Below are 22,187 nucleotides of genomic sequence, written 5' to 3' on the forward strand. Positions count from 1 at the left end.
CGCAGATGCCGGGGATGCGGCGCATTCGTCGCGGCTGCCGCCGCACGTGCAAACCGACCGCCGACGGCACGGGTGCGAACTCCGCGCGCAAGGCTACTCGCTCGCCCCCTCCAAGTAAACAGGGTGCCTGGGTCAGCTGCGAGACCAATCCCTGAACGAGGTTGATCACAATCGAACGACAGCCCGCCCGAAACCGGCGTCAGGCCCGGCGGGCCGGGTTTGCTGGCCCGGTCGTTCCTGGTCGCCGTGATCACCTGCGGCACCGGCCGCGCGAGCCTGCTCGCCGGCGTCCTGCACCTGACCCTGCTCGCGGTCTGGCACTTTCTCGTCAAGGTGCCCTGAGCAAGCGGGCGCGGCCGGGTTCCGGACTGGTGCCTGCGGCGCAGCGGGGTGATAGTCTTCCGGCTTTTCAGATTGCGAGGCCGGCGATGAGTGGCTACCGATTCCCGATGTGCAGCCTGTCGACGGCGCCGCTGCTCGTCCCTTTTCCCCGATCCATCGCCGTGTGCGGCGCGCATCCGGCCCATCCGCAGGATGCGCCCGCATGAGGCCGCTGCTCAACGCCAGTCGTTTCCTGGTACTTGCCGCGGTCCTTGGTGCGCTCCTGTCGGCGATGGCGCTGTACGTCTATGGCCTCGTCGACACCATCGCGGTCATCACACGGACGGTCACCTCCGGCGACATCTCGAGCACGGGCGCGAAGGCCCTGATGCTCTATTTCATCGAGGTCTTCGATCTGTTCCTGCTCGGCACCGTCATGCTGATCCTTGCACTCGGACTTTATGAGTTGTTCATCGACGCGGACTTCAAAGTGGCCTCCCGTCTGCAGATCAGCAGCTTCGAGGACCTCAAGACCAGTCTGGTGACGGTGGTGATCGCGGTGATGGCGGTGACTTTCCTCGGCCAGATCATGTCCTGGAATGGCGAAACCTCGCTGTTCGACATCGGCGTGCCGGTGGCGCTGGTGATCGCGGCGCTGAACATCTACCTGTGGGTCGCCAAGGCCGTCGGGAAGTAGCGGTTCGCACGCAGCTGCAGTGCCGTCCACGCCATCTCCGCGACAGCCCGCGCGGTGCACGTTTGGACTGACCAGCCGTGGTCGGCAGGACGATGTCGACCTGCCGGCGCTGGCTTGCGAACCGTGGCCAGGATCACGACCTGAGCTGAACGGTGGCCGGGTCTGCTGCGGCCCGCTTGCCTGCACCCATGATCGGAGCTGACGTTGACCGGTGACGCGGCGATCACGGATAATCCCCTACGACCCGCGAAAAGCCATCGCTGTCGCCTGCATGTGCCGATGAACTTGCCGCCAACCGTCATTCCAGCAACCGGCGGCTCGCCTGCCAGGAGTTCGCGACGGCAAGGCGGGTGAGGGCAGTTCTCGGAAGGGATTGGATCAACCTGCGACAGGATGCTTATGCTCAGTCCTCTGAATTTGGTGCTCGCACTGGTCATCGCCGGTGCGTCATGCATGGCCAATGCGGCCGAACAGACTGCGACCACGACCACCTCGGTCAATGTCCGCGCCGGTCCCGAGAAGAACTTCCCGACCGTCACTTGGCTCCTGAGCGGGACCAGGGTGACCGTGCACGGCTGTGTGGCCAACTGGCGGTGGTGCGATGTCACGGCCGGTCGTGATCGCGGCTGGGTGTATGCCCGCTTCCTGTCCATCCCGTTCGATGGCAGGGTGGTCACCATTCTCAATGGTGGCCCCGACCTCGGCCTGCCGCAAGCCGACTTTTCTCTCGGGGAATACTGGGACGCCCACTACCAGCGCCAGCACTGGTTCGGACGCAAGGCCTATTGGCAGAAGCGCTGGGACCGCCGCCCGCCACCGCGCGAATGGCGTGCGCCTGCGTCGGCCGCCAGGCAATGATAGACGGTCCGGCGGCAACGCGAGTCGCCACTTCGGCAAGCCTGTTTCGCGCTGTCCGCTAGGCTGTCGAAGGGCCTGGCGGCCGCCGCGATGCCAGCCGCAGTGCGAGCGGTGGCATGCATGACCTCCTCCGCAGCAGGACAGCGCGTGTTCTCAGGTGTGAGGATCCTCTGTCGCGAGCTGCGCGCCAGGCGGCACTGCCGAACATCCCGCTCGCTCATGCAGCGCGCGCCAGTGCTTGAATCGGCAGCGCCAGAGGACACGGGGACGGCCAAGGCAACGGGCGGGTTCAGACGTGGATAGACTTCAGCGTTTCGTGCATGGCACCGCCCTGATGCTGCTCACCGGTTGGCTGCTGTACATCGGGAAGGACATCTTCGTTCCGGTATTCTTCGGGCTTTTCGTCGTCTATGTGATCGTCGGCCTGGCGCAGGCCATGCAGGGATTTCCGTTGCTCGGCCGCATTCTGCCGCTGCAAGCGCGATACGTGCTCTCGGTGCTCGTCATCACGCTGTCACTGCTCGTCGTCGTGTACCTGTTCCTGATCAACAAGGACCGGTTTCTGGCGATTGCCCCGCAATACCAGCAATCGCTTCTCGCCGCCATCCAGAGACTCGCCGTCCTGCTGCGCATCGAGGCTGAACCCACGTGGACCACGCTGCGGCAGGAAATTTTCGCCCAGATCAACATCCAGCGCCTGCTCGGCTCGATGCTGGCCTCGGTGTCGTCGATGATCTTCAGCATCATCGTCGTCTGCATGTATGCCACCTTCCTGTTGGCCGAACGGCGATTCTTCTCCCGGAAGATCGAAAACATGTCGAGCGACGCGGGCCGCGTGGCGCGGATTCGGGCCATGACCACCGACATCAACCAGCGGATCGGTTCCTATCTGGCACTGAAGACGCTCATCAACCTGTTCCTGGGAGCAATCAGCTGGGGAATCATGGTCTTCGCTGGACTTGAATTCGCCGCGTTCTGGGCGGTGCTGATCGCCCTTCTGAATTATGTTCCCTACATCGGCTCCTTTCTCGGCGTGCTCTTCCCGGGCATCATGGCGATCATGCAGTTCCCGGATGCGAACGTGGTGTTCTGGGTGGTGCTCGGCCTGGTGCTCGCGCAGTTCCTGATTGGCAACTTTCTCGACCCCTACCTCATGGGCAATTCGCTCAACCTGAGTCCATTCGCCATCCTGGTCAGCCTGGCGATCTGGTCCGAATTGTGGGGGATCGCTGGCGCATTCCTGGCGGTTCCGATTACCGCCGTCATGGTCATCATCTTTTCCGGGTTTCCGAGTACGCGCCCGATCGCGGTCCTCCTCTCGCGGAACGGCAGTCTGTGAGGGCAGTGCCGCAGCGTCTCGGCGAGGCGGGGCGTCCGCCGCGACCGTTTCCGACCGGCGTCAAATGCTGGCCGCTGCACGGCGGGCCGACGCGCGCGCGAGGTCTCGCTGACCGGCAAGGCGTCGGGGCGTGAAGTTCCGGGACATCCTGGATCTCTTCAAGGCGGCTGCCGTGAACTGGGTCGATGACTACGCCCAAAGCATGGGAGCGGCTCTGGCCTTCTACACGATGTTTTCGATTGCTCCCCTGTTGCTGATCGTGATTTCGATCGCCGGGTTCTTTTTCGGCGAGCAGGCCGCGCGCGGTGAAATCCTTGCGCAACTGCAGGGATTGCTGGGGACACCTGGAGCGCTGGCCGTGCAGGCTCTGCTGGAAAGCGCGGGCAGGCCCGCCGAAAGCGCCATGGCAGCAATTTTCGGATTGATCTTTCTCTTCATTGGCGCGACATCGGTCTTCGCCGAGTTGCAGGACGCGCTCGATCGCATCTGGCGCGCACCGCAAAGGGCAAGAACGTCCGGGATCTGGAGGCTGCTGCGCGCCCGTCTGCTGTCTTTCGGGATGATTCTCGGAATCGGCTTCCTGCTCACCGTTTCGCTCGCTTTCAGTGCGGGCCTGGCCGCCTTGAGCAAATGGCTTGATCCGGATACCAGAGGTTGGGCGACGATCGAGAACACGAGCGAGGTCTCACTCGGCCTCATGCTGGCGACGGCGGTTTTTGCGATGATCTACAAGACCATGCCGCGCGTCCGGATCCACTGGAACGATGTCTGGGTCGGCGCGATCGTCACATCACTCCTGTTCATCGCCGGCAAGGCGCTGATCGGTGCCTACATCGGGAGAAGCGGCGTTTCATCCCATTTCGGCGTTTCGGCCTCGCTGATCGTCGTGCTGCTCTGGGTGTACTATTCCGCCCAGATCTTCCTGTTCGGCGCCGAATTCACCTGGGTCTACTCGCACCGGTTCGGCTCGCGCAAGGGGCAGGCGTTGTCCAGCCACGCCGAAGCACTCCGGGAGGGCGATGGCGAACCTGCCACCGGCCACTGAACGGTTTTCGCGACGTCGCTGCTGGCGCATTGCCGACCACTCCGGCACGCCAGCCGGCCAACGTGCCCGGTCGCCACGAAGTTCTGTATGATTGCCGACCCAGGGCTGGCGCAAACAGACATGGACCGATCGGTGGGCAAGGATCCACCCGTCGCTGCGGGGCGGCGCAAGCATGAGGCCTGAAGATCCGGGAGCGCACGACCCCCTGGGCGTCCGAACACTCGGAGGTGACGGGAAAGCCGTTGTGCACAGGACGGCGGCCATCAGGAAACTGCCTGGCGTCCTGGAGGAAGGAGGCATCACATGATCTACTTTGCCGCTCTGGTCGTACTCGCGACCCTCATCGCCATGGCCTCGGGGCGGGTTCCTGCCGTCCTTGCCCTGGCTGCGGCGATCTGCGTCGCGGGCGTCACCGGTTTGGCCCCGGTGCCGAACCTCCTCGCCGGATTGAGCAACGGCGGCATCATCACGGTGGCGGCAATGCTCGTCATCGCCAAGGGCATCGTCCATACCGGGGCGGTGTCGCGCGTCACCTGGGCACTTCTGTCGACCGTCAGCAGCGCGCAGCACGCCGTGCGTCGCCTGGCGCTGCCGATCAGTGTCGGATCCGGCCTGATGAACACCACCCCGATCGTTGCCATGCTCGTTCCGGCGGCCAAGGAACTCGAGCAGAACCGCGGCATCAACGCTCGTGAGGTGCTGCTGCCCGTCGCGCACATCACGACCCTGGCCGGCTCGGTGACGTTGATCGGCACCAGTTCGAACCTGCTCATCGCCGGCATCGCCGCGCCAGCAGGAGTCGACATGACGATGCTGTCGTTCGCCCCGGTGGCCTTGCCGGTTGCCATCGTCGGCGCGGTGATCGTCTATCTGACCGCGCCGCTGATGCTGCGCGGTCAGGGCGAAACGGTCGTCGCGGCCCGCGACTGGCGCGTCGAAATCCCGGTCTCGGGCAAGGCGCTGGCGATTGGTCGCGTGGCCGCGGATTTCGGGATCGACCAGACGCAGCAATATGCCCTCGATGCGATCCGGCGCTGGGACACTGACCTCGATCCGTCGGCGCCGATCGAGGCTGGCGACACCCTGGTCTTCTCGGCGACCGAGGGCGGCGTCACCACCCTGTGGGGCAGCCCGCTCTTCGGCTTGGCCGAACAGCGTCTCTACCGGGTGTCGGTTGGCTCGGGCGCCAACGGGACGGTGCGCGACTTCGAGACCGACGGCGGTATCCGGGTAATCGCTGCGCGGACCAGCATCCCGTTGCGCGACACCGAGGTGCGCCCCGGCGCCACCGCCTTCGTCACCACCCCGCGCAAGTCCCTGCTGGTCGACCAGCCGGATGTGGCGATTTTCGAGAAGGCCGCCGGCCTGAGCCCGCAACCGGCGAAGACCGCGTTCGCTCTGGCCATCCTCGTCGCGGTCATCGTTTCGGCGTCCTTCGGACTGGTTGCGGTCGAGCTCGCCTCACTGACCGGGGCCGTCCTCATGGTGGTCACCGGCATCCTGACGCCGAAGTCCGCCGTGCGCGCCCTCGACTGGAACGTGTTGTTCATTCTCGTCGGTTCGGTGGCGCTCGGCGCCATCGTCGTCGAGAGCGGACTGGCCGCCGTCCTCGCCGACGTAATCGGACGCCTCGCGGGAGGCAGCATGCTGCTCGTCGTCATCGTCTTCGCGCTGACGACGGCGATCGTCACCAACCTCGTCACCAATGCCGCTGCTGCGTCGATCCTGACGCCGGTGGCGATCGGCATCGCCAGTGAACTCGGCATCAACCCGGTGGCACTGCTGGCGCTGATCGGGACGTGCATCTCGTTCACCTTCATCAACCCGTTCAGCCATCAATCGAACCTGATGGTGATGCAGCCCGGCGGCTACACCTCGGCCTCGTTCGCCAGGTTCGGCATCCCGCTGGTCGCCGGATCTCTGGTGACGGTCGTCGTCGTCACCTACCTGCTGCTCCACCTGCAAATGCGGCTCTAGCAGCGGGGCGCGCGCGCCGACAGCAGCCGGAATCAGGCGGGCTCCGGGTAACGGGCATCGTCCGGATACGAGGCGAAGTCCTTGCCGCGTGCGCGCCAGTCCGCCAGCCACTGTTCGGCAACCGCCTGCCCTTCCTCGTGCAGCCTGGCGAAATGGCCAGCACTGCGGTCGAATTTCGACGTGTGCTGGAGACCCCAGGCGGTTTCGCGCCGCATCTTGATCGTCCGCACGTCGACGATCTTCCGGCCCTGCAGCGGCGGATGGCGATCGCCATGTCGCGCGATCCAGCGATTGATCGTCAGGATGTGGTCGAGTTCCTGATTCAGCGAGAGATTGCCGGCGAGGTCGTTCTCCCGATCCTTGATGTCCTCGAGGCTGACCTTCTGCGATTGCGGTGAGATCTCCTGCGGGTTGATGCGCACGACCCAGATTTCGTCAGGCTTTGCTGCCTTTGTCCCGGCGTCCAGGAGGTCACGAACGGGAGGGTTCTGCGAATACAGGCCGTCCCAGTAGTAGGCGTTTCGCGTCACGACCTTGTTCGGTTCGCAAGTGGGGAACATCGTGTTGCCGATGACCTGCGCCGGCAGGATCTCGGGCAGCGTCCCCGACGCAGCCACACCCTCGAGCGAGAACGCCCGGCGCATGCGCCAGCGCGTGCTGTCGTATTGATCGAACTTCGGTGGGTGGGCCAGCAGACTGAGTTCCTCGAGCGTCTTGTTGGAATCGAAGATCTCGAAGTTGCCGCTGAGCACCTCGATCGCGCCGACCAGCACTCGCCGCTCGGCCTGCGCCACTGCCGCCCAGTCGATCGTCGCGAAATCCGGACAGAGCGCGGCGAGCAGTTCCGGAAAACCCAGGTAATCGCTGCGCGCACCCATCATCGCCAGCGCCGACAGGCCGATATCGCCATGCCCGGAGTAGGGATTCGATCCCGGGAACGGCATGCCCTGCGCCTTCCACTGCAGCAGCGTGCCGACCATCTGGTTGTGGGCGATCTCCACCGGCGTCGTCGCAGCGAAGTTGTTCCAGAGGAAATTCAGCCGCTCGATCGCCTTGTCGAGCGTGCCGCAGTCGGCGTCGGCGGCGTTCGGGACGAGTCCGTACCAGGTGGCCAGGGCGCAAAGCGCTCCGGCAGAGGTGCCGCTGATGGCAACGATGTCGAACTTTCCTTGCTCTCCCGCCTCGGCGTCCCACGCCTTCTTGGTTGCCAGGATCTGCGTCAGGACGCCCCAGGTGAATGCTGCGTGCGTACCGCCACCTTGACAGGCGATGGCGACTTTTTTCGTGTTCATGTCGGGTCTTTCACGTTCATCAAGAAAATGGAAGACGCTACGGCGTCCTCCCGGGAAAGCGAGGCACCGGTCGCGGGCCATCCGTCCCGCTGCCCGGCGCGCGAGCAACCCGCTCGCCGGTCCGCCAATACCGGTGTCTGGCTGGCCACGGCTAGAACGAACCGACTGTCGAGCCCACGGCAATGACCGCAGCGAGCGCCAGCAAGGCGCCGACAATGGCGACCATGACGATGTCGAGGTAGCTTTGCCGGTGCGTGGCGCCGCAGACGGCGAGCAAGGTCACGACGGCGCCGTTGTGCGGCAGGCTGTCGAGCGTGGCGGCGCCGATCACCGCCACGCGGTGCATCAGTGCCGGGTCGATGCCATGCGTCGCAGCGAGTTGCATGTAGGTTTCGCCGAGGGCGCCGAGGGCAATCGTCAGGCCGCCCGAGGCCGAACCGGTGAGTGCCGAGAGCACGTTGGTGGCGAGCGCCAGACCGACCAGCGGGCCGCCCTCGATGCCCAGCACCCAGTCACGCACGGCCGCGAAGGCGGGCAGCGACGCCACCACCGCGCCGAAGCCGACCAGACTGGCAACACTCAGCACCGGCAGCGCCGAAGCATTCAGGCCGGCGTCCACGGTCTCGCGCAGCGCCAGCAGACGACCGCGGTTGCACAGGTAGAGCACGACGATCGCCGCCGCCAGCGCGACGATCACCGACCAGACGCCGCCGACGCTCGCCAGCGAGGTTTCGCCCCAGCGCAGTTCCGCCAGGTAGCTCGTGTCGAGGCGCGGCAGCACCAGCAGCGACATCGTCAGGTTGACCGTGATGACGACGACGAGCGGCAACAGGGCAACGCCGAAGCCCGGCAATTGCGCACTGCGCGCGCCGTGCTCGACCTCTGCGGGATCGAATTCGTGCGACGCCGTGGCGCGCTCGCGCACCACTGGATCATGCGCGGCCTGCGAGGCCGAGCCGATCGCGCTGGCGAAGCCTTCGCCGGCGCGGCGCGCGGCCGACTCGGCGCGCGTCAGCCACCAAAGGCCGAAGCCCAGCATGATGGCGGCCGCCATGAAGCCGAGGCCGGGCGCCGCGAACGGCGTGGTGCCGAAGAACGGCATCGGGATCGCATTCTGGATCGCCGGCGTACCCGGCAGGGCCGACATCGTGAAGGTGGCGGTGCCGAGCATCACGGCCGCCGGCAGCAGCCGATTCGGCACGTGGGCGGCGCGGAACAGGGCCTGGCCCATGGGTGCGAGGACGAACATCGCGACGAACACGCTGACGCCGCCGTAGGTGACCAATGCGCCAGCGAGGACGACGGCGAGGATGGCACGGTGTGGCCCGAGCCGCTCGGTCATGCAATGCGCAATGGCGGTGACCGAGCCACTGTCGTCCATCAGCTTGCCAAACAATGCGCCGAGCAGGAACAGCGGAAAGAACTGCGCGATGAAACCCGCGGCCGCCCCCATGAAGGTCTGGGTCCAGTTGGCGAGGAGCGGATCGCCGGCGAAAGCCGCCGCGACCAGCGCGGCGATGGGCGCCAGCCCGAGCACGCTCCAGCCGCGAAAAGCCAGCCAGACGAGCAGTCCGAGACCGAGCAGGATGCCGAGCAGACCCATGGTCAGAGTGTCTTGAGCAGAAGGTTGAGGTCGAGCATCCGGTTTGGGCAGGCGCGTGCGGCTTGCGCGTCGCGCGACCAACCAGCCGGACGGACGTCGTCATCGCGCCACATGGAGTCATTGTATGGCAAGCACGAGGCGATCGTCCATCGCCCGTCCGTGTCGCGCCGGATGTCTGCCCTCTGCCGCCGCTAGCGATCCGCAGCCGCCGCCGGCACGAGTGCTCCGGGCGCGCTCCGCAGGTGCAGTTCGCGTTGCGGCAGGGGCACCTCGACGCCGGCCTCCGCCAGACCGTCGCGAATCGCCACGGACAGGTCGCTGTGCACCACCACCCAGTCGGAACCCGGTTTGGTCCACGCGCGTACGCTGTACTCGAGCGCACCCGGCGTCAGGCCGGTCAGGACGGCGATCGGGGCGGGCGACGAGGCGATCCCCTCGACAGCACGCGCGATGCGCACCAGCAGTTCGATGGTCTGTGCAGGGCGCACGCCGTAGCCCGTGCTGACCCCGACGTGGATGCGCCGGTTGCTGCCGCTGAGCGTCCAGTTCACCAGCTTGTCGGCCAGCAGCATGCCGTTCGGCACCACCACCTCGGCGCCATCGAAGGTGGTGATGGTCGTCGCGCGCATGCCGATGTCGCGCACCTTGCCGCTCATCCCGGCGACATCGACCACGTCGCCCAGCCGGATCGGTCGCTCGAACATCAGTATCAGCCCGGCGACGAAGTTCTTCACCACGTCCTGCAGGCCGAAACCGATACCGACACCGAGGGCGCCGAAGATGAGGGCGAGTTGCCCTACCTGGAAGCCGGCCATGGCCAGAGCCAGCAGCAGGCCGATGAAGAGGATGCCGTAGTAGCTCAGCGTCGAGATGCTGTCACCCACCCCGCGCGGCAAGGACAGGGCCGGCAGCAGATCTTCGGCGAGCAGCAGGCGGATCGTCCTGGCCAGCCAGAAGGCGGCCCAGATCGCCAGCGAAAATGCCGCGAGGCTACCCAGGCTGATCGACAGCAGGCCCAGCTGGAATTCGTGCGTGAGCAGCGTCAGCAGCGCACTCGACAGCGGGCGGTAGAGGCGAAACGACTGCAACGCGTAGATCAGCCAGGCCAGCACCATCAGTGTACGACCGAGACGGGCTGCAAGCGGGATCAGCGAAGCGGAATGGCGCCCGGCGACGCGCGCCAGCGCCGCGCGGGGAATCGCTACCTGGAACAGGGCCACCAGGACCGTGCTGCCGGCGTACAGCGCCAGCGCGGCATAGCTGCTGTCAAGCAGCGCGCCGGTGAGCATCGTCGCCAACGAGATGTTGCCGAGGACGTTGGACGCCGCCGATACGAACAGCACGCCGCCGGCGACGCAGCCAAGCAGAGTCAGCGCCCAGACGGGCAGCGGCCCGTCCTCGTCGGCAGCACGGCGGCGCGCGCGCAGCATGCGCCAGGACAGGGTCAGCAACATCAGCAGGTTCAGGGCGAGGAGGACGCTGCGGTACAGCAACTGATCGCCGAGCAGCATCGAGGCCATGGTGTTGAGACAATAGAACAGCGCGCTGGAATAGGCCCACGGGCCGACGCTGGCCAGCACGCGGCGCTGGACGAGCGCCAGCACCGGAATCCAGGCGAGCAGCATCACCGCCTGCTGGCGAAAGATCGGCCCCTGGATGTCGTAGACGACGGCACCGATCAGGACGAGCAGCAACCATGCCGCCCACGGTCGCGAGAGCGCGCGCATCGATGGCTCGGTGGCCTGCCCGCTCGCCACCAGCGCGCGGGCGCGATGCCGCAGCCAGACCATCGCCGGCAGCAGCAGCACGGCGCCGGCCGCGAGGGCCGGCAGCCAGCGCAGGTTGGCAGCGTCGTAACTGCTGGCGAAGGCACGCTCGATATCGAGGCTACGGGTCAGACCAGAGGTCACCGGCTCGCGCGACCCGGCGTCGCGCAGCGCCAGCCACAGCGGCGGCGTATCCATGCTCACCAGCCGCCGGTCCTGGTCCTCGACCATTCCAGACAGCGCGACGACGCCCTGCTGCACGTGGGTGGCCAGCGCGCCACCGGTTCGCCCGAGAGCGAGCAGGGTGGCGAGTGGCAGCGAAACGAGCTTTTCCGCGTCGTCGATGTGGGCAACCATCTCCTCGACGCGTTCGCGCAGGGCGGGCGGCAGACCCGCGCTCTGCTCGGTGGCCTGCCAGACCGCCCGGCGGCTCGCCAGTTCGGACACGTCCTCGGAGCGGGCGTTGATCGTGCGCGCCAGATCCGCACGCGTCTGGGCGAGGGATCGCTCGTAGAGCAGCCAGTGGCGCTGCAGGCTCTCCAGCCGGCGCACCGACAACACCGCCAGGTCGCTCCTGCCGGAGCGTTCCTCGAGTTTCCGGATGGCTGCGGTGTGGCGCGCGAGAGCTTCTTCGTAGCGCCGGGCGGCATCCGGCACCTGCGCGCGGCGCACGATGGCCAGGATATCCTGCTCGTCGGCGTCGGCGCGAGCAGGGATGTCGGCCGACCGGAGGGCCGGCGCCTGCAGCAGGACGTCGGCCTGCGCCGCAGGGCTGTCGGCGCCGACGGTGACCACCTGCGCGCGAGCGGCTGCCACCGCGACCATGAGCCACAGCAGCGGCGTGCCAAGGGCAAACCAGGCATGGCGCAGCGGCCGGCGAAACGTCTGGCGGCAGCCTGTCGACCAGCGGCAGAGTGCGAACGGAAGGAATGGGAATCGCATGCGTCTCGTGCTCCCTGATCGGCACGTCGGTGGGCAACGCCAGCGCTTCTGCAGCCAGGTGCTGCTGGCCAACCCGCGGCGAGGCACTGTCGCTTCCCGCGCAGCGAGGTTTCACCCGCGATGCTGCAGCCGAGTCGCCGGCGCAGAGTGTCGCATTCCTGCGGCAACGAAATCAATCCGCCGTCGCCCGTCCGCTGCACCGTGCCGGTTGACAACCCCCTGCCCCGGATGCATCCTTCGCCGGATTTGAAACGATGCCGTGCACCGCATGCCGCAGCTGCCGCGGGCCAGCGAGGCCATCGGGTCATCCTGTTCATTGCAACCCTTCTGGCGGTACGCCGGACGCGCTTCGAGGACTGCCTCCATGACGGGGACCGAAACCAGAACGACTTCGCCGGCAGCGGCGCCGGTGCACGACATCCGGGAAACCGTCGCGGAGCGAAAGGCGGCCGGCAAGGCGGCACGCACGCGGGCGCCGCGGAGCGCTCTGGCGCGCTGGGACGAGGCCGCACGCGGGCACGATGCCCTCGACACGATCATCGCCCAGAACGCGATCCGGGTCCCCGAGTTGCTCCCCGTCAGGCATGGCCGCATGGTCGCCTCGCCGTGGAACTACTACCGCGGAGCAGCTGCGGTGATGGCCGCCGATCTTGCCTCCAGGCCGCACAGCGGGCTGCTCGTGCAGCTCTGCGGCGACGCTCACGTGCTCAACTTCGGCCTCTGGGCAACGCCTGAAAGGAACCTCCTGTTCGACCTTCGCGACTTCGACGAGACCTTGCCCGGGCCTTTCGAATGGGATGTGCAGCGACTCGCCGCGAGCCTGGTGGTGGCGGCCCGCGAGGACGGGATCAAGGCGGCGACGGCGGATGAGGCGGTGGTCACGGCAGTGGAGGCGTATCGGGAGCGCATGGCGCGCTGCGCCAAGATGGGCGAACTCAGCCTCTGGTACGATGGAACGCATGTCGACAGCCTGATCAGCTACTTCACGGCGGACGACCGCGGGCCGATCGAGGTGCACATCAAGAAGGAATCCAGGAGCCGCACTCACCTCGGCGCTTTCGCCAAGCTCACCTCGATGGTCGACGGCCGGCCGCGGATCGACGAGGATCCACCCTTCCGCGTCGCCATCGATGACGAGGAGCAGGACGCGCTGACCGACCAGCTCCTCGCCGGGTACCGGATGACGCTGCAGGAGGATCGGCGCGTCCTGTTCGACCGCTTCACCCTCGTTGACGTGGTCCGCCAGGTGGTGGGGGTGGGCAGCGTCGGCATGCGCGTCTATCTGGCCCTCTTCGAGGGCCGCAGCGGCAGCGACCCGCTGTTCCTGCAGATCAAGCAGGCGGGTCCGTCGGTGTACGAGTCCCGCCTCGGCCGCAGCCGGCACGACCATCACGGGGCCCGGGTGATCGCCGGCAAGCGCGCTCTGCAGACGGCAACCGGCATCTTCGTCGGTTGGGGCTCTTTCCAGGGCAGGGATTACTATGTGCGGCAGTTCCGCGACATGAAGATCATCCTCGACATCAAGTTGCTCGCTCCCTGTCTGGTCGAGTTTGCCGCCGCCTGCGGCGAGACGCTGGCGCGGGCGCACGCCCGCTCGGGGGACGCCGTGGCGATCAGCTCGTACCTGGGCAAGGGCGACCAGTTTGCCACCGCCCTTTGCCGTTTCGCCCGCCTGTACGCCGACCAGAACGAGCGCGACCACGCGCAGCTCGAGCGCGCCATCGCCGCGGGCACGCTCGCGAGCGCGCCCGGTTGGTAGGGCCGAATTTGCCATCCCGCGTCGCGGGCTTGCCCGCCAGGCCCGCAGGACTTTGACAAGGAGCCGCTCCGTGTTCGTGAACCCCGCCATCCGAAGAACTCCTCCGCTGTCCGGAATGAAAGTCTTGCTGCCGCTCGCTGCACTGGCGCTGCTGGCGGGCTGTCAGCGCGCTGACGAAGCCTTGCAGCCGGAGATTCGCCCGGTGCGTGCAATCACCATCGAGAGCCGTGCCGCAAGCGGGATGGCCTCGCTGACCGGCGTCGTGCAGGCGCAGACCGAGATCAACGAGTCCTTCCGCATCGACGGCAGGCTGGTCGAGCGGACGGTGGACATCGGCGACAGCGTCAAGCCCGGCCAACTCATTGCGCGACTCGATCCGCAGAACGAGGAAAGCAGCCTGCAGGCGGCGCGTGCGCAGTTGGCGGCAGCAAGGGCTCAGTTGGTCGAGGCGCGCAGCAATCATGCGCGCATGCGCGAGCTGGTCGCCGAGGACGCCGTCTCGCGCGCCTCGTTCGACCAGGCCGTGGCCGTCCTGAAGACCACCGAGTCGCAGGTCGAGGCGGTACAGTCACAGGTCAGCCTGGCGGAGAACCGTTTGAGTTATACCCGCCTGATGGCCAACGTGGCCGGCGTCGTGACGGCGCGCGGACCGGAGCCCGGCGAAGTCGTTTCGGCCGGACGGATGATCGTGCAGGTGGCGCGCGAGGGCGCGCGCGACGCCGTGTTCGACGTGCCGGGCCGGATCAAGGACATCGCACCGAAGAATCCGGAGATCACCGTGGCGCTGGCCGACGACCCGCGGGTGACGGCTGCCGGCCGGGTACGGGAAGTCGCGCCGCGCGCGGATCCGGTGACCGGCACCTTCGCCGTGCGTGTACGCCTGATCGACCCACCACCGGCCATGCGCCTGGGCAGCACCGTTACCGGCAAGATGCAGCTGCCCGAGGCGCTGGCCATCGAGGTGCCGGCATCGGCGCTGGTGCGTGCCGATGGCAAGGTCGCGGTCTGGGTGGTCGACAAGGCGTCAAGCACCGTATCGTTGCGCAACGTCCAGCTCGGCGGGGGCGACGCCAACACCGTGCAGGTGGCGGCGGGGCTGAACCCGGGCGACGTCGTCGTCACCGCCGGCGTGCAGGCACTGCGCCCGGGCCAGAAGGTACGCGTGCCGGAGGCCCGCCCGTGATCGGACCGAACCTGTCGGAATGGGCGCTGAATAAGCGCTCGCTCGTCGTCTTCCTGATGATCCTGGCGGTGGTGGCCGGCGTCATGTCCTTCTTCAAGCTGGGACGTGGCGAGGATCCGGCCTTCACAGTCCGCACCATGGTCGTCGCTGCCGTCTGGCCCGGCGCCACCGCGGAAGAGACCATGAAGCAGGTGACCGAGCGGCTCGAGCGCACGCTGCAAGAGACCGACTACCTCGATCGCCTCCGCAGCTACACCGTCGCCGGTCAGACCACGATCTTCGTCGACCTGAAGACGTCGACGCCGCCTGCCAAGGTGCCCGACATCTGGTACCAGGTGCGCAAGAACGTCGGCGACATGGGCCACACGCTGCCGCAGGGCGTGCTCGGCCCCTTCCTCAACGACGACTTCGGCGACACCTTCGGCATCATCTACGCCTTCACCGCCGACGGCTTCAGCTTCCGCGAACTGCGCGACCATGTCGAGGCGGCGCGCTCGCGGCTGCTGCAGGTGCCCGACGTGTCGAAGATCGAGGTCCTCGGCGCGCAGGACGAGCAGATCTACATCGAGTTTTCCACCGAGCGACTCGCCGGCCTGCGCCTGAACCTGAGCCAGATCATCGCCACGCTGCAGGCGCAGAACCTGGTGCGTCCGGCCGGAACGATGCAGGGTGAGCAGGAACGGGTGTTCCTGCGCGTTTCCGGCGCTTTCGACTCCGAACGCGACATCGAGGCGGTGAACATCGTCGCCGGCGACCGCATCTTCCGCCTCGGCGACATCGCCAACGTGCGACGCGGCTTCACCGATCCGCCGCAGCCGATGTTCCGCGTCAACGGCAAGCCCGCCATCGGCCTGGCGATCGCCATGCGCGACGCCGGCGACATCCTCGCCCTCGGCGACAACCTGCGTCAGGTGATTGCCGAGGTCGTCGCCAACCTGCCGGTCGGCATCGAGACGACGCTGGTCGCCGACCAGGCGGTCACCGTCGACCACGCGATCAGCGACTTCATGACCTCGCTGTGGCAGGCGATCGTCATCATCCTAGCGTGCAGCTTCGTCAGCCTGGGTGTGCGCCCGGGCACCGTGGTGGCGCTGGCGATCCCGCTGACGATGGCCATCGTCTTCGCGGTCATGGACGTGGCCCACATCGACCTGCACCGCATCTCGCTGGGCGCGCTGATCATCGCGCTCGGGATGCTGGTCGACGATGCGATGACCACGGTGGATGCGATGCTGCGCCGGCTGGGCGCCGGCGACAGCCCGGACCAGGCAGCGACCTTTGCCTATCGCACGCTCGCTGCACCGATGCTGATCGGCACGCTGGTCACGATCGCGAGTTTCGTGCCGATCGGCTTCGCCAGGAGCTCGGCCGGCGAGTACACCTTCTCGATCTTCTCGGTGGTCGCCATCTCGCTGATCGTCAGCTGGCTGGTGGCGGTGATCTTCGCGCCACTGATCGGCAAGGCGCTCCTCAAGCCGCCGCAAAAACAGGCGACCGAGCCCAAACCGGGCAAGCTGCTGCAGGTCTACAGCGGCTTCGTGCAGGGCGCGATCCGCATGAAGTGGCTGACCATCGGCGTCACGCTGGCCGCCTTCGTTGCTGCGCTGGTCCTGTCGAGCCACGTGTCGCGGCAGTTCTTCCCGTCCAGCGACCGGCCCGAGCTGACGGTGAATCTGACGCTGCGCCAGAACGCATCGATCTTCGCGACGGAGCAGGAGGTCAAGCGGCTGGAAGAAGTCCTGAAGACCGACCCTGACGTCGACCACTTCAGCAGCTACGTCGGTCGCGGTGCGATCCGCTTCATCCTGACGCTGGACGTGCAGCTGGCCAACCCCTTCTTCGGCCAGTTCGTCATCGTCGCCAAGGACCTCCAGGCGCGCGAGCGGCTGCAGGCCAAGCTCGAGAAGGTACTGGCCGAGCAATTCCCCGACGTCGTCTCGCGCGTCTCGCCACTGGAGCTGGGCCCGCCGGTGGGCTGGCCGCTGCAGTACCGCGTCTCCGGCCCGGACAAGGACGAGGTGCGGCGCCTGGCGCTGGAACTGGCCAACGTGGTCGGCAGCGACACGCGCACGCGGCACGTGCACTTCGACTGGATGGAGCCGGCGCGGCAGCTGCGCGTCAAGATCAACCAGGACCAGGCGCGGCAACTGGGCGTGAGTTCCGCCGCGATCGCCGGCGTGCTCAACGCCGCCATCTCCGGCACGCCGGTGACGCAGGTGCGCGACGACATCTACCTGGTCAACACCGTGGTCCGCGCCGCCGACGGCGAGCGTGCTTCGTTCCAGACGCTCGCCTCGCTGCAGGTGCCCACGCCGAGCGGTCGCATGGTGCCGCTCAAGCAGTTCGCGACCTTCGTCGAGGAGCAGGAGTTCCCGCTGGTTTGGCGCCGCAACCGGGTGCCGACGCTGACGGTGCGCGCCGACGTCAAGCCAGGCGTGCTGCCCGACGACGTGGTGAGCGCGCTGGCGCCGAAGATCGCCGAGTTCGCCGGCAGGCTGCCCAAGCCCTACACGGTGGAGACCGGCGGCCTGTTCGAGGAAAGCCAGGTCTCGCAGGCCTCGGTGTTCGCGGTGGTGCCGCTGATGATCGTCCTGATGCTGTTGGCGATGATGGTCATGCTGGTCAGCTTCCGCCGCCTTGCGATGGTGGTGGCGATCATGCCGCTGGGGCTGATCGGCGTGGTGACATCGCTGCTGCTCTTCAACCGGCCACTGGGCTTCGTGGCGATTCTCGGCATCCTGGCGCTGATCGGCATGATCGCCAAGAATGCTGTGATCCTGATCGTCAGCATCGAGGAGGAGCGAGCCGCCGGCCGCGGCGTGCGCGATGCAGTGCTGAGTTGCGCGACGAATCGCTTCCGGCCGATGATGCTGGCCGCAATGTCCACCGTGCTTGGTCTGCTGCCGATCGCGCCCACCGTGTTCTGGGGGCCGATGGCCTTTGCCATCATGGGCGGCCTGCTCGTGGCGACGCTGCTGACACTGGTCTTCCTGCCGACGCTGTACATGACGGTGTTCGGCAACGAGACGACGCCGCCGACCGAGGCCGTGGAGCAGTCGTCATGAAGCCGCGGCGGGCGGCGGCGCCGGTTCGCCGGGCCATTGCTGCGCGCATCGCGGCGGACGCGGCAGCGAGGGACGGGCGGTGAACGCAGTACCCGCCGGCAACCGGAACCGTGCCCTGGCGGTGCGCGCGCTGTTGTATTTTGCGCTGTGGATCGTCGTCGACCAGAGCGCCAGGCCGGCGAACCTGCTGTTCGGCCTGCTCGCCAGCGCTGCGGCGACCTGGGCCAGCGCCCGGCTGCTGCCGCCGGCCGCCGACCGCGTCCGCCTCGGCCAACTGCTGCTCTTGCTGCCGCGCTTCCTGTTGCAGTCGCTGCTGGCGGGCACCGATGTCGCGCGCCGCGCCTTCGCCGCGCAGCCGCGCTTGCAGCCGGGCTTCGTCGACTATCCCGTCGGGCTGCCACGCGGCGCGGGGCGCAGCGCCTTCGAGCTGATCGCCAGCCTGATGCCGGGCACGGTGGCGAGCGGCGGCCAAGCGGACATGATCGAGTTCCATTGCCTCGACACGGGGCAAGCAGTGGTCGAGCAACTGGCCGCCGAGGAGCGTGCCTACGCCAGGGCGCTGCAGCCGGAGTTGCGAGATGGCTGAGTTTCTGCTCTCGGCGGCGGCCTTCGTCGTGCTCATGGTCGCCGTCGGCCTGGTGCGCGTGGCGCGCGGACCAGGCCGCGCCGAGCGCATGATGGCCGCGCAGCTGTTGGGCAGCGGCGCCATCGGCGCGCTGCTGCTGTTCGGCGCGGCCTCCGGCGAGCGGGCGATGTTCGACGTGGCGCTGACGCTGGCGCTGCTCTCGGCCTTCGCGTCGATCGCCTTCGTCAAGTTCGCGCTGCGCCAGGACGAGAAGGTCGCCGACGACGACGCCACCGAGGGCAGCCGGTGAGCGTCGTGCTCGACGTCTTCAGCATCGTCGCCATCGTCGCCGGCCTGGTGTTCTTTCTCGCCGGCACGGTCGGGCTGTTGCGCTTTCCCGACGCCTACACCCGGCTGCATGCGCTGACCAAGGCCGACAACCTCGGCGTCGCGCTGCTGGTCACCGGTCTGCTGCCGCAGATGGATGGCTTGCTCGCGGCGCTGAAGCTGCTGCTCGTGTGGCTGCTGCTGATGCTGTCGAGCGCGGCGGTGTCGCAGCTCATCGCGCACTCGGCGCGGCGCCGGGAATGCGGCGAATGAGCGCGCCGGACCGTTGCCGGGCGCTCATCGCGCAGCGCGCGGGGTAGGCGAATGACTACGCTGCTCAGCCTGGTCGTTGCCTTGCTGCTGCTCTGGCTGGCGCTGTGGACCGTGGTCGCGCGCGATGCCTTCGTGGCAGTGGCCGGTTTCGTCGTCTATGGTTTGCTGCTGTCGCTGGTGTGGGTGCGTCTGGCCGGCATCGACGTCGCGCTGACCGAGGCGGCCATTGGCGGCGGCCTGACCGGTGCGCTGCTGCTCGGCGCGGTGGGGCGGCTGCGCGGCACCGAGGTGGCGGCCGCGGCCGAGCGCAGCGGCGCCGGTACGCGCGCATTCGCTGCGTTGCTGTCGCTCGGCGTCACCATGGTACTGGCGCTGTGCGTGCTGGCCTTGCCCGAGCCCGCGCCGACGTTGGCGCCACAGGCGGCCGACAACCTGCCGGCCACCGGCGTCGGCAACCCGATCACCGGCGTGCTGCTCGCCTTCCGTGCGCTGGACACGCTGCTCGAGGCGATCGTGCTGGTCATCGCCTTGCTCGCCGTATGGTCGCTGGCGCCGGACCGCTTCTGGGGCGGCCGCCCGGGACCGCGCTACGCCGCCGACCCCGACGGCGTCCTCAGCTATCTGGCGCGCGTGCTGCCGCCGCTCGGCATCGTCGTCGGCCTCTACCTGTTCTGGGCCGGTGCCGACCACCCGGGTGGCAAGTTCCAGAGCGCCACCATCCTGGCGGCGATGTGGCTGCTGGTGCAGATGGCCGGCCTGGGCGATGCACCGCGCATCGAGGGCCGCTGGCTGCGCACCGGCATCGTCGTCGGACCCCTGGCGTTCGTCGCCGTCGGGATGCTCGGGGCGTGGCAGGCAGGAGCCTTCCTTGGCTATGCGGACGGCTGGGCCAAGCCGATGATCGTGGTCATCGAGCTGGCACTGCTGCCAACCCTGGTGCTGGTGCTGGCCTTGCTGTTGAACGGCGCACCGGCGCGCAACAGCGGAAACCTGCCAGCCGGGGATGGCGGGCGATGAACGTCGCGACGCTGTTCGCGCTGTGCGCCTGCGCGCTGGTGGGCATCGGCCTGTACGGCCTGATCGTGCAGCCACACCCCCTGCGCAAGCTGGTCGCCTTCAACATCATGGGGTCGGGCGTGTTCGTCCTCTTCGGCGCGCTGGCCAAGCGCGGTGCCGCGGCCGGCATGGCCGCCGACCCGGTACCGCAGGCGCTGCTGATCACCGCCATCGTCGTCGCCTTCGCCGCCACCGCCGTGACCGTGGCCGTGCTGCTGCGGCTGATCGAATCCACCGCTACCGCGTCGCTGGCGAACGAGCCACCGTCCGGCGAGTGAACGGACGCACCGGCGGTGGCACTCTCGACGGGCACCCACGCAGGCGCGCTGCTGGCGGCGGCAGTGCTCCTGCCCTTCGTCGGCATGCTGCTCGGTGTGCTGCTGGGCGGGCGCCAGGTGCAGCGCGTGGCCTTTGCCTGCATGCCCTTGGGGCTGGCGCTGGCGCTGGGCATCACGGTCGCCTGGCTGCGCGAAGGCCAGACGCTGGTCTACCTGCTCGGCGGCTGGGCACCGCCGCTGGGCATCGCGCTGCGCGCCGACGGGCTGGCAGTGGCCATGCTGCTGGCGGTGGCCGGGGTGGTCTGCGGCATCGGCATGTACGCGCGCGCCGACTTCGCCACGCCGCCGGAGGTCAGGGAATCGCGCGCCGCGTTCAGCTACTGGCTGCTGCTGATGGCGGTGTGGGGCGCGCTCAACCTGGTTTTCGTCAGTGGCGACCTGTTCACCCTCTATGTCGCGCTGGAGCTGTTGACCTTCGCCGGCGTGCCGCTGGTGTGCCTGGCCGGCAGCGGCGAGACCCTGCGCGCCGCGCTGCGCTACATGCTGTTTGCACTGTGCGGCTCGGTGCTCTACCTGCTCGGCGCGGTACTGCTGTACGGCGGCTACGGCACGCTGGACATCCCGCTGCTGGCCCGCGCGGTGCAACCCGGAGCGATTGCCCGCACGGCTCTGGCGTTGATGACCGCCGGCCTGCTGGCGAAGACCGCGCTCTTCCCGCTGCACATCTGGCTGCCGCCGGCGCATGGCGGCGCCCCGGCGGCAGCCAGCGCGGTGCTCTCGGCGCTGGTGATCAAGGGCTCGTGGTTCCTCCTCCTGCGGCTCTGGCTCGACGTGATGCCGGGGGTGGTGACCTGGGCCTCGGCGCAACTGTTGGCGGGCCTCGGCGCGATGGCCATCGTCGTCGGCAGCGTCGTCGCGCTGCGCCAGGAGCGCCTGAAGTTGCTGGTCGCCTATTCGACGGTGGCGCAGATCGGCTACCTGTTCCTGATGTTCCCGCTCGCCTTCGACACCACCGGCAACGCGCTGGTACACGGCGCGGCATCGACCGGCGGACTGCTGCAGGCGGTGTCGCATGCCACTGCCAAGGCCGCCATGTTCATGGCCGCCGGTCTCGTCTATGCGGCGCTCGGCCACGACCGCATCGCCGACCTGGCCGGCATCGCCCGTGCGCTGCCGGTCACCGTGCTGGCCTTCGTGCTCGCCGGCATTGCGCTGATGGGAGTCGTCCCGAGTGGCGCCTATCTGGCGAAGAAGCTCCTGCTCGACGCCGCCGACGGCTCGGGGCAGTGGTGGTGGACGATCGTGCTGCAAGGCGGCGCCGCATTCACCGCCGGCTATGTGGTGCTGGTGCTGGTCAGTGCCCTGCGCCATCGCTCCGCTGCACCGATCCGGGTGAAGCGCGTTTCGCGCCTTGCCGAGTTCGCCACACTGCTGCTCGCCGTGTGCTCGCTGGCACTCGCCCTCGCCGCACTCGGGCCGCTGCCCGGCCATCTCGTTGCGAATCCGCTGGCGCCGAAGGAACTGCTGACGACGCTGCTGGTGCTGGTTGGCGGCGCGCTGCTGGCGCTGGGACTGTCGCGCGCGCCGTTGCTCGCGGCGCCGGGGCCTGCTGCGGCCGCACCCGCTGGCCGGCTGCGCCTGGCGGCGCTGGCGCTGGGCGTCGCCTGCGAGCAGGCCGACCGGCTCGTGCGACGCTGGTCGTTCGCCAGCATCGGCTTGCTGACGCTGGCAGCGCTGTTCGGCGCCCTGCTGCTCGTCGGGCGGGCGACATGACTGCCGCGCGGCCCGGCCCAGGGAACCCCGGGCGCAGGTTGGCGCGGATGAGTATTGCTACAATGCGG

Annotated in this window: 18 protein-coding genes; 15 read left to right on the forward strand and 3 right to left on the reverse strand. The window is 68.0% G+C overall.

From position 1 onward, the window contains the following. The first annotated feature begins 219 nt into the window (after positions 1–219). From V5B60_RS04110 to V5B60_RS04135, 6 genes are all read left to right on the forward strand, one after another. Complete coding sequence (locus V5B60_RS04110; RefSeq protein ID WP_332345752.1) at positions 220–342, forward strand: hypothetical protein; 123 nt, start codon at positions 220–222, stop codon at positions 340–342. A gap of 202 nt (positions 343–544) precedes the next feature. Then, positions 545–1,018, forward strand: a complete 474-nt coding sequence (locus tag V5B60_RS04115) for a YqhA family protein (RefSeq protein WP_332345753.1) — start codon at positions 545–547, stop codon at positions 1,016–1,018. A gap of 399 nt (positions 1,019–1,417) precedes the next feature. Next, complete coding sequence (locus V5B60_RS04120) at positions 1,418–1,876, forward strand: SH3 domain-containing protein (RefSeq protein WP_332345754.1); 459 nt, start codon at positions 1,418–1,420, stop codon at positions 1,874–1,876. Positions 1,877–2,171: 295 nt separating this feature from the next. After that, positions 2,172–3,215 carry an AI-2E family transporter gene (locus tag V5B60_RS04125; RefSeq protein ID WP_332345755.1) on the forward strand — a complete coding sequence of 348 codons (1,044 nt, stop codon included), beginning with the start codon at positions 2,172–2,174 and terminating at the stop codon, positions 3,213–3,215. Positions 3,216–3,345: 130 nt separating this feature from the next. Further along, the gene (locus tag V5B60_RS04130) at positions 3,346–4,260 is read left to right on the forward strand and encodes a YihY/virulence factor BrkB family protein (RefSeq protein WP_332345756.1); all 915 of its coding nucleotides are present in this window, start codon (positions 3,346–3,348) and stop codon (positions 4,258–4,260) included. 303 nt (positions 4,261–4,563) lie between these two features. Continuing rightward, complete coding sequence (locus V5B60_RS04135) at positions 4,564–6,237, forward strand: SLC13 family permease (protein ID WP_332345757.1); 1,674 nt, start codon at positions 4,564–4,566, stop codon at positions 6,235–6,237. A gap of 32 nt (positions 6,238–6,269) precedes the next feature. On the opposite strand, the gene V5B60_RS04140 is transcribed toward V5B60_RS04135, so the two are convergent. The 3 genes from V5B60_RS04140 to V5B60_RS04150 form a co-directional block, all read right to left on the reverse strand. Next, a complete protein-coding gene (locus V5B60_RS04140; RefSeq protein ID WP_332345758.1) occupies positions 6,270–7,529 on the reverse strand; it encodes a patatin-like phospholipase family protein in 1,260 nt (419 codons plus the stop codon). Positions 7,530–7,680: 151 nt separating this feature from the next. After that, complete coding sequence (locus V5B60_RS04145; RefSeq protein ID WP_332345759.1) at positions 7,681–9,132, reverse strand: GntP family permease; 1,452 nt, start codon at positions 9,130–9,132, stop codon at positions 7,681–7,683. A 191-nt stretch (positions 9,133–9,323) separates the two neighbouring features. Continuing rightward, positions 9,324–11,840 carry a mechanosensitive ion channel family protein gene (locus V5B60_RS04150; RefSeq protein WP_332345760.1) on the reverse strand — a complete coding sequence of 839 codons (2,517 nt, stop codon included), beginning with the start codon at positions 11,838–11,840 and terminating at the stop codon, positions 9,324–9,326. A 364-nt stretch (positions 11,841–12,204) separates the two neighbouring features. Here V5B60_RS04150 and V5B60_RS04155 point away from each other — a divergent pair, with 364 nt between their 5' ends. The 9 genes from V5B60_RS04155 to V5B60_RS04195 all read left to right on the forward strand — a co-directional run bounded on the left by V5B60_RS04155 (position 12,205) and on the right by V5B60_RS04195 (position 22,119). Then, positions 12,205–13,599 (forward strand): DUF2252 domain-containing protein, encoded by a 1,395-nt coding sequence (locus V5B60_RS04155; protein WP_332345761.1) that lies wholly within the window; start codon positions 12,205–12,207, stop codon positions 13,597–13,599. Between the two features lie 115 nt (positions 13,600–13,714). Further along, a complete protein-coding gene (locus V5B60_RS04160; protein ID WP_332345763.1) occupies positions 13,715–14,782 on the forward strand; it encodes an efflux RND transporter periplasmic adaptor subunit in 1,068 nt (355 codons plus the stop codon). Next, positions 14,779–17,847 carry an efflux RND transporter permease subunit gene (locus V5B60_RS04165; protein WP_332345764.1) on the forward strand — a complete coding sequence of 1,023 codons (3,069 nt, stop codon included), beginning with the start codon at positions 14,779–14,781 and terminating at the stop codon, positions 17,845–17,847. Before V5B60_RS04160 ends, V5B60_RS04165 begins: the two co-directional genes overlap by 4 nt. A 79-nt stretch (positions 17,848–17,926) precedes the next feature. After that, the gene (locus V5B60_RS04170) at positions 17,927–18,433 is read left to right on the forward strand and encodes a Na+/H+ antiporter subunit E (RefSeq protein ID WP_332345765.1); all 507 of its coding nucleotides are present in this window, start codon (positions 17,927–17,929) and stop codon (positions 18,431–18,433) included. Further along, positions 18,426–18,722, forward strand: a complete 297-nt coding sequence (locus tag V5B60_RS04175; protein WP_332345766.1) for a monovalent cation/H+ antiporter complex subunit F — start codon at positions 18,426–18,428, stop codon at positions 18,720–18,722. Before V5B60_RS04170 ends, V5B60_RS04175 begins: the two co-directional genes overlap by 8 nt. Next, positions 18,719–19,012: a cation:proton antiporter gene (locus V5B60_RS04180; RefSeq protein ID WP_324602571.1), complete on the forward strand. Its 294-nt coding sequence runs from the start codon at positions 18,719–18,721 to the stop codon at positions 19,010–19,012. Before V5B60_RS04175 ends, V5B60_RS04180 begins: the two co-directional genes overlap by 4 nt. Positions 19,013–19,063: 51 nt before the next feature. Next, positions 19,064–20,029: a hydrogenase subunit MbhD domain-containing protein gene (locus tag V5B60_RS04185; RefSeq protein ID WP_332345767.1), complete on the forward strand. Its 966-nt coding sequence runs from the start codon at positions 19,064–19,066 to the stop codon at positions 20,027–20,029. Next, complete coding sequence (locus V5B60_RS04190; RefSeq protein ID WP_332345768.1) at positions 20,026–20,346, forward strand: NADH-quinone oxidoreductase subunit K; 321 nt, start codon at positions 20,026–20,028, stop codon at positions 20,344–20,346. Before V5B60_RS04185 ends, V5B60_RS04190 begins: the two co-directional genes overlap by 4 nt. 15 nt (positions 20,347–20,361) lie before the next feature. Continuing rightward, a complete protein-coding gene (locus V5B60_RS04195; protein WP_332345769.1) occupies positions 20,362–22,119 on the forward strand; it encodes a complex I subunit 5 family protein in 1,758 nt (585 codons plus the stop codon). Positions 22,120–22,187: the final 68 nt, after the last annotated feature.

Origin of the sequence: Accumulibacter sp., assembly GCF_036625195.1 — a bacterium.
GTDB lineage: Bacteria > Pseudomonadota > Gammaproteobacteria > Burkholderiales > Rhodocyclaceae > Accumulibacter.

Bases quoted from the DNA above. Each gene is read 5' to 3' on its own strand.
- V5B60_RS04115 (WP_332345753.1), top strand. From the start codon at position 545: ATGAGGCCGCTGCTCAACGCCAGTCGTTTCCTGGTACTTGCCGCGGTC.
- V5B60_RS04120 (WP_332345754.1), top strand. From the start codon at position 1,418: ATGCTCAGTCCTCTGAATTTGGTGCTCGCACTGGTCATCGCCGGTGCG.
- V5B60_RS04135 (WP_332345757.1), top strand. From the start codon at position 4,564: ATGATCTACTTTGCCGCTCTGGTCGTACTCGCGACCCTCATCGCCATG.
- V5B60_RS04140 (WP_332345758.1), bottom strand. From the start codon at position 7,529: ATGAACACGAAAAAAGTCGCCATCGCCTGTCAAGGTGGCGGTACGCAC.
- V5B60_RS04145 (WP_332345759.1), bottom strand. From the start codon at position 9,132: ATGGGTCTGCTCGGCATCCTGCTCGGTCTCGGACTGCTCGTCTGGCTG.
- V5B60_RS04150 (WP_332345760.1), bottom strand. From the start codon at position 11,840: ATGCGATTCCCATTCCTTCCGTTCGCACTCTGCCGCTGGTCGACAGGC.
- V5B60_RS04155 (WP_332345761.1), top strand. From the start codon at position 12,205: ATGACGGGGACCGAAACCAGAACGACTTCGCCGGCAGCGGCGCCGGTG.
- V5B60_RS04160 (WP_332345763.1), top strand. From the start codon at position 13,715: ATGAAAGTCTTGCTGCCGCTCGCTGCACTGGCGCTGCTGGCGGGCTGT.
- V5B60_RS04175 (WP_332345766.1), top strand. From the start codon at position 18,426: ATGGCTGAGTTTCTGCTCTCGGCGGCGGCCTTCGTCGTGCTCATGGTC.
- V5B60_RS04185 (WP_332345767.1), top strand. From the start codon at position 19,064: ATGACTACGCTGCTCAGCCTGGTCGTTGCCTTGCTGCTGCTCTGGCTG.
- V5B60_RS04190 (WP_332345768.1), top strand. From the start codon at position 20,026: ATGAACGTCGCGACGCTGTTCGCGCTGTGCGCCTGCGCGCTGGTGGGC.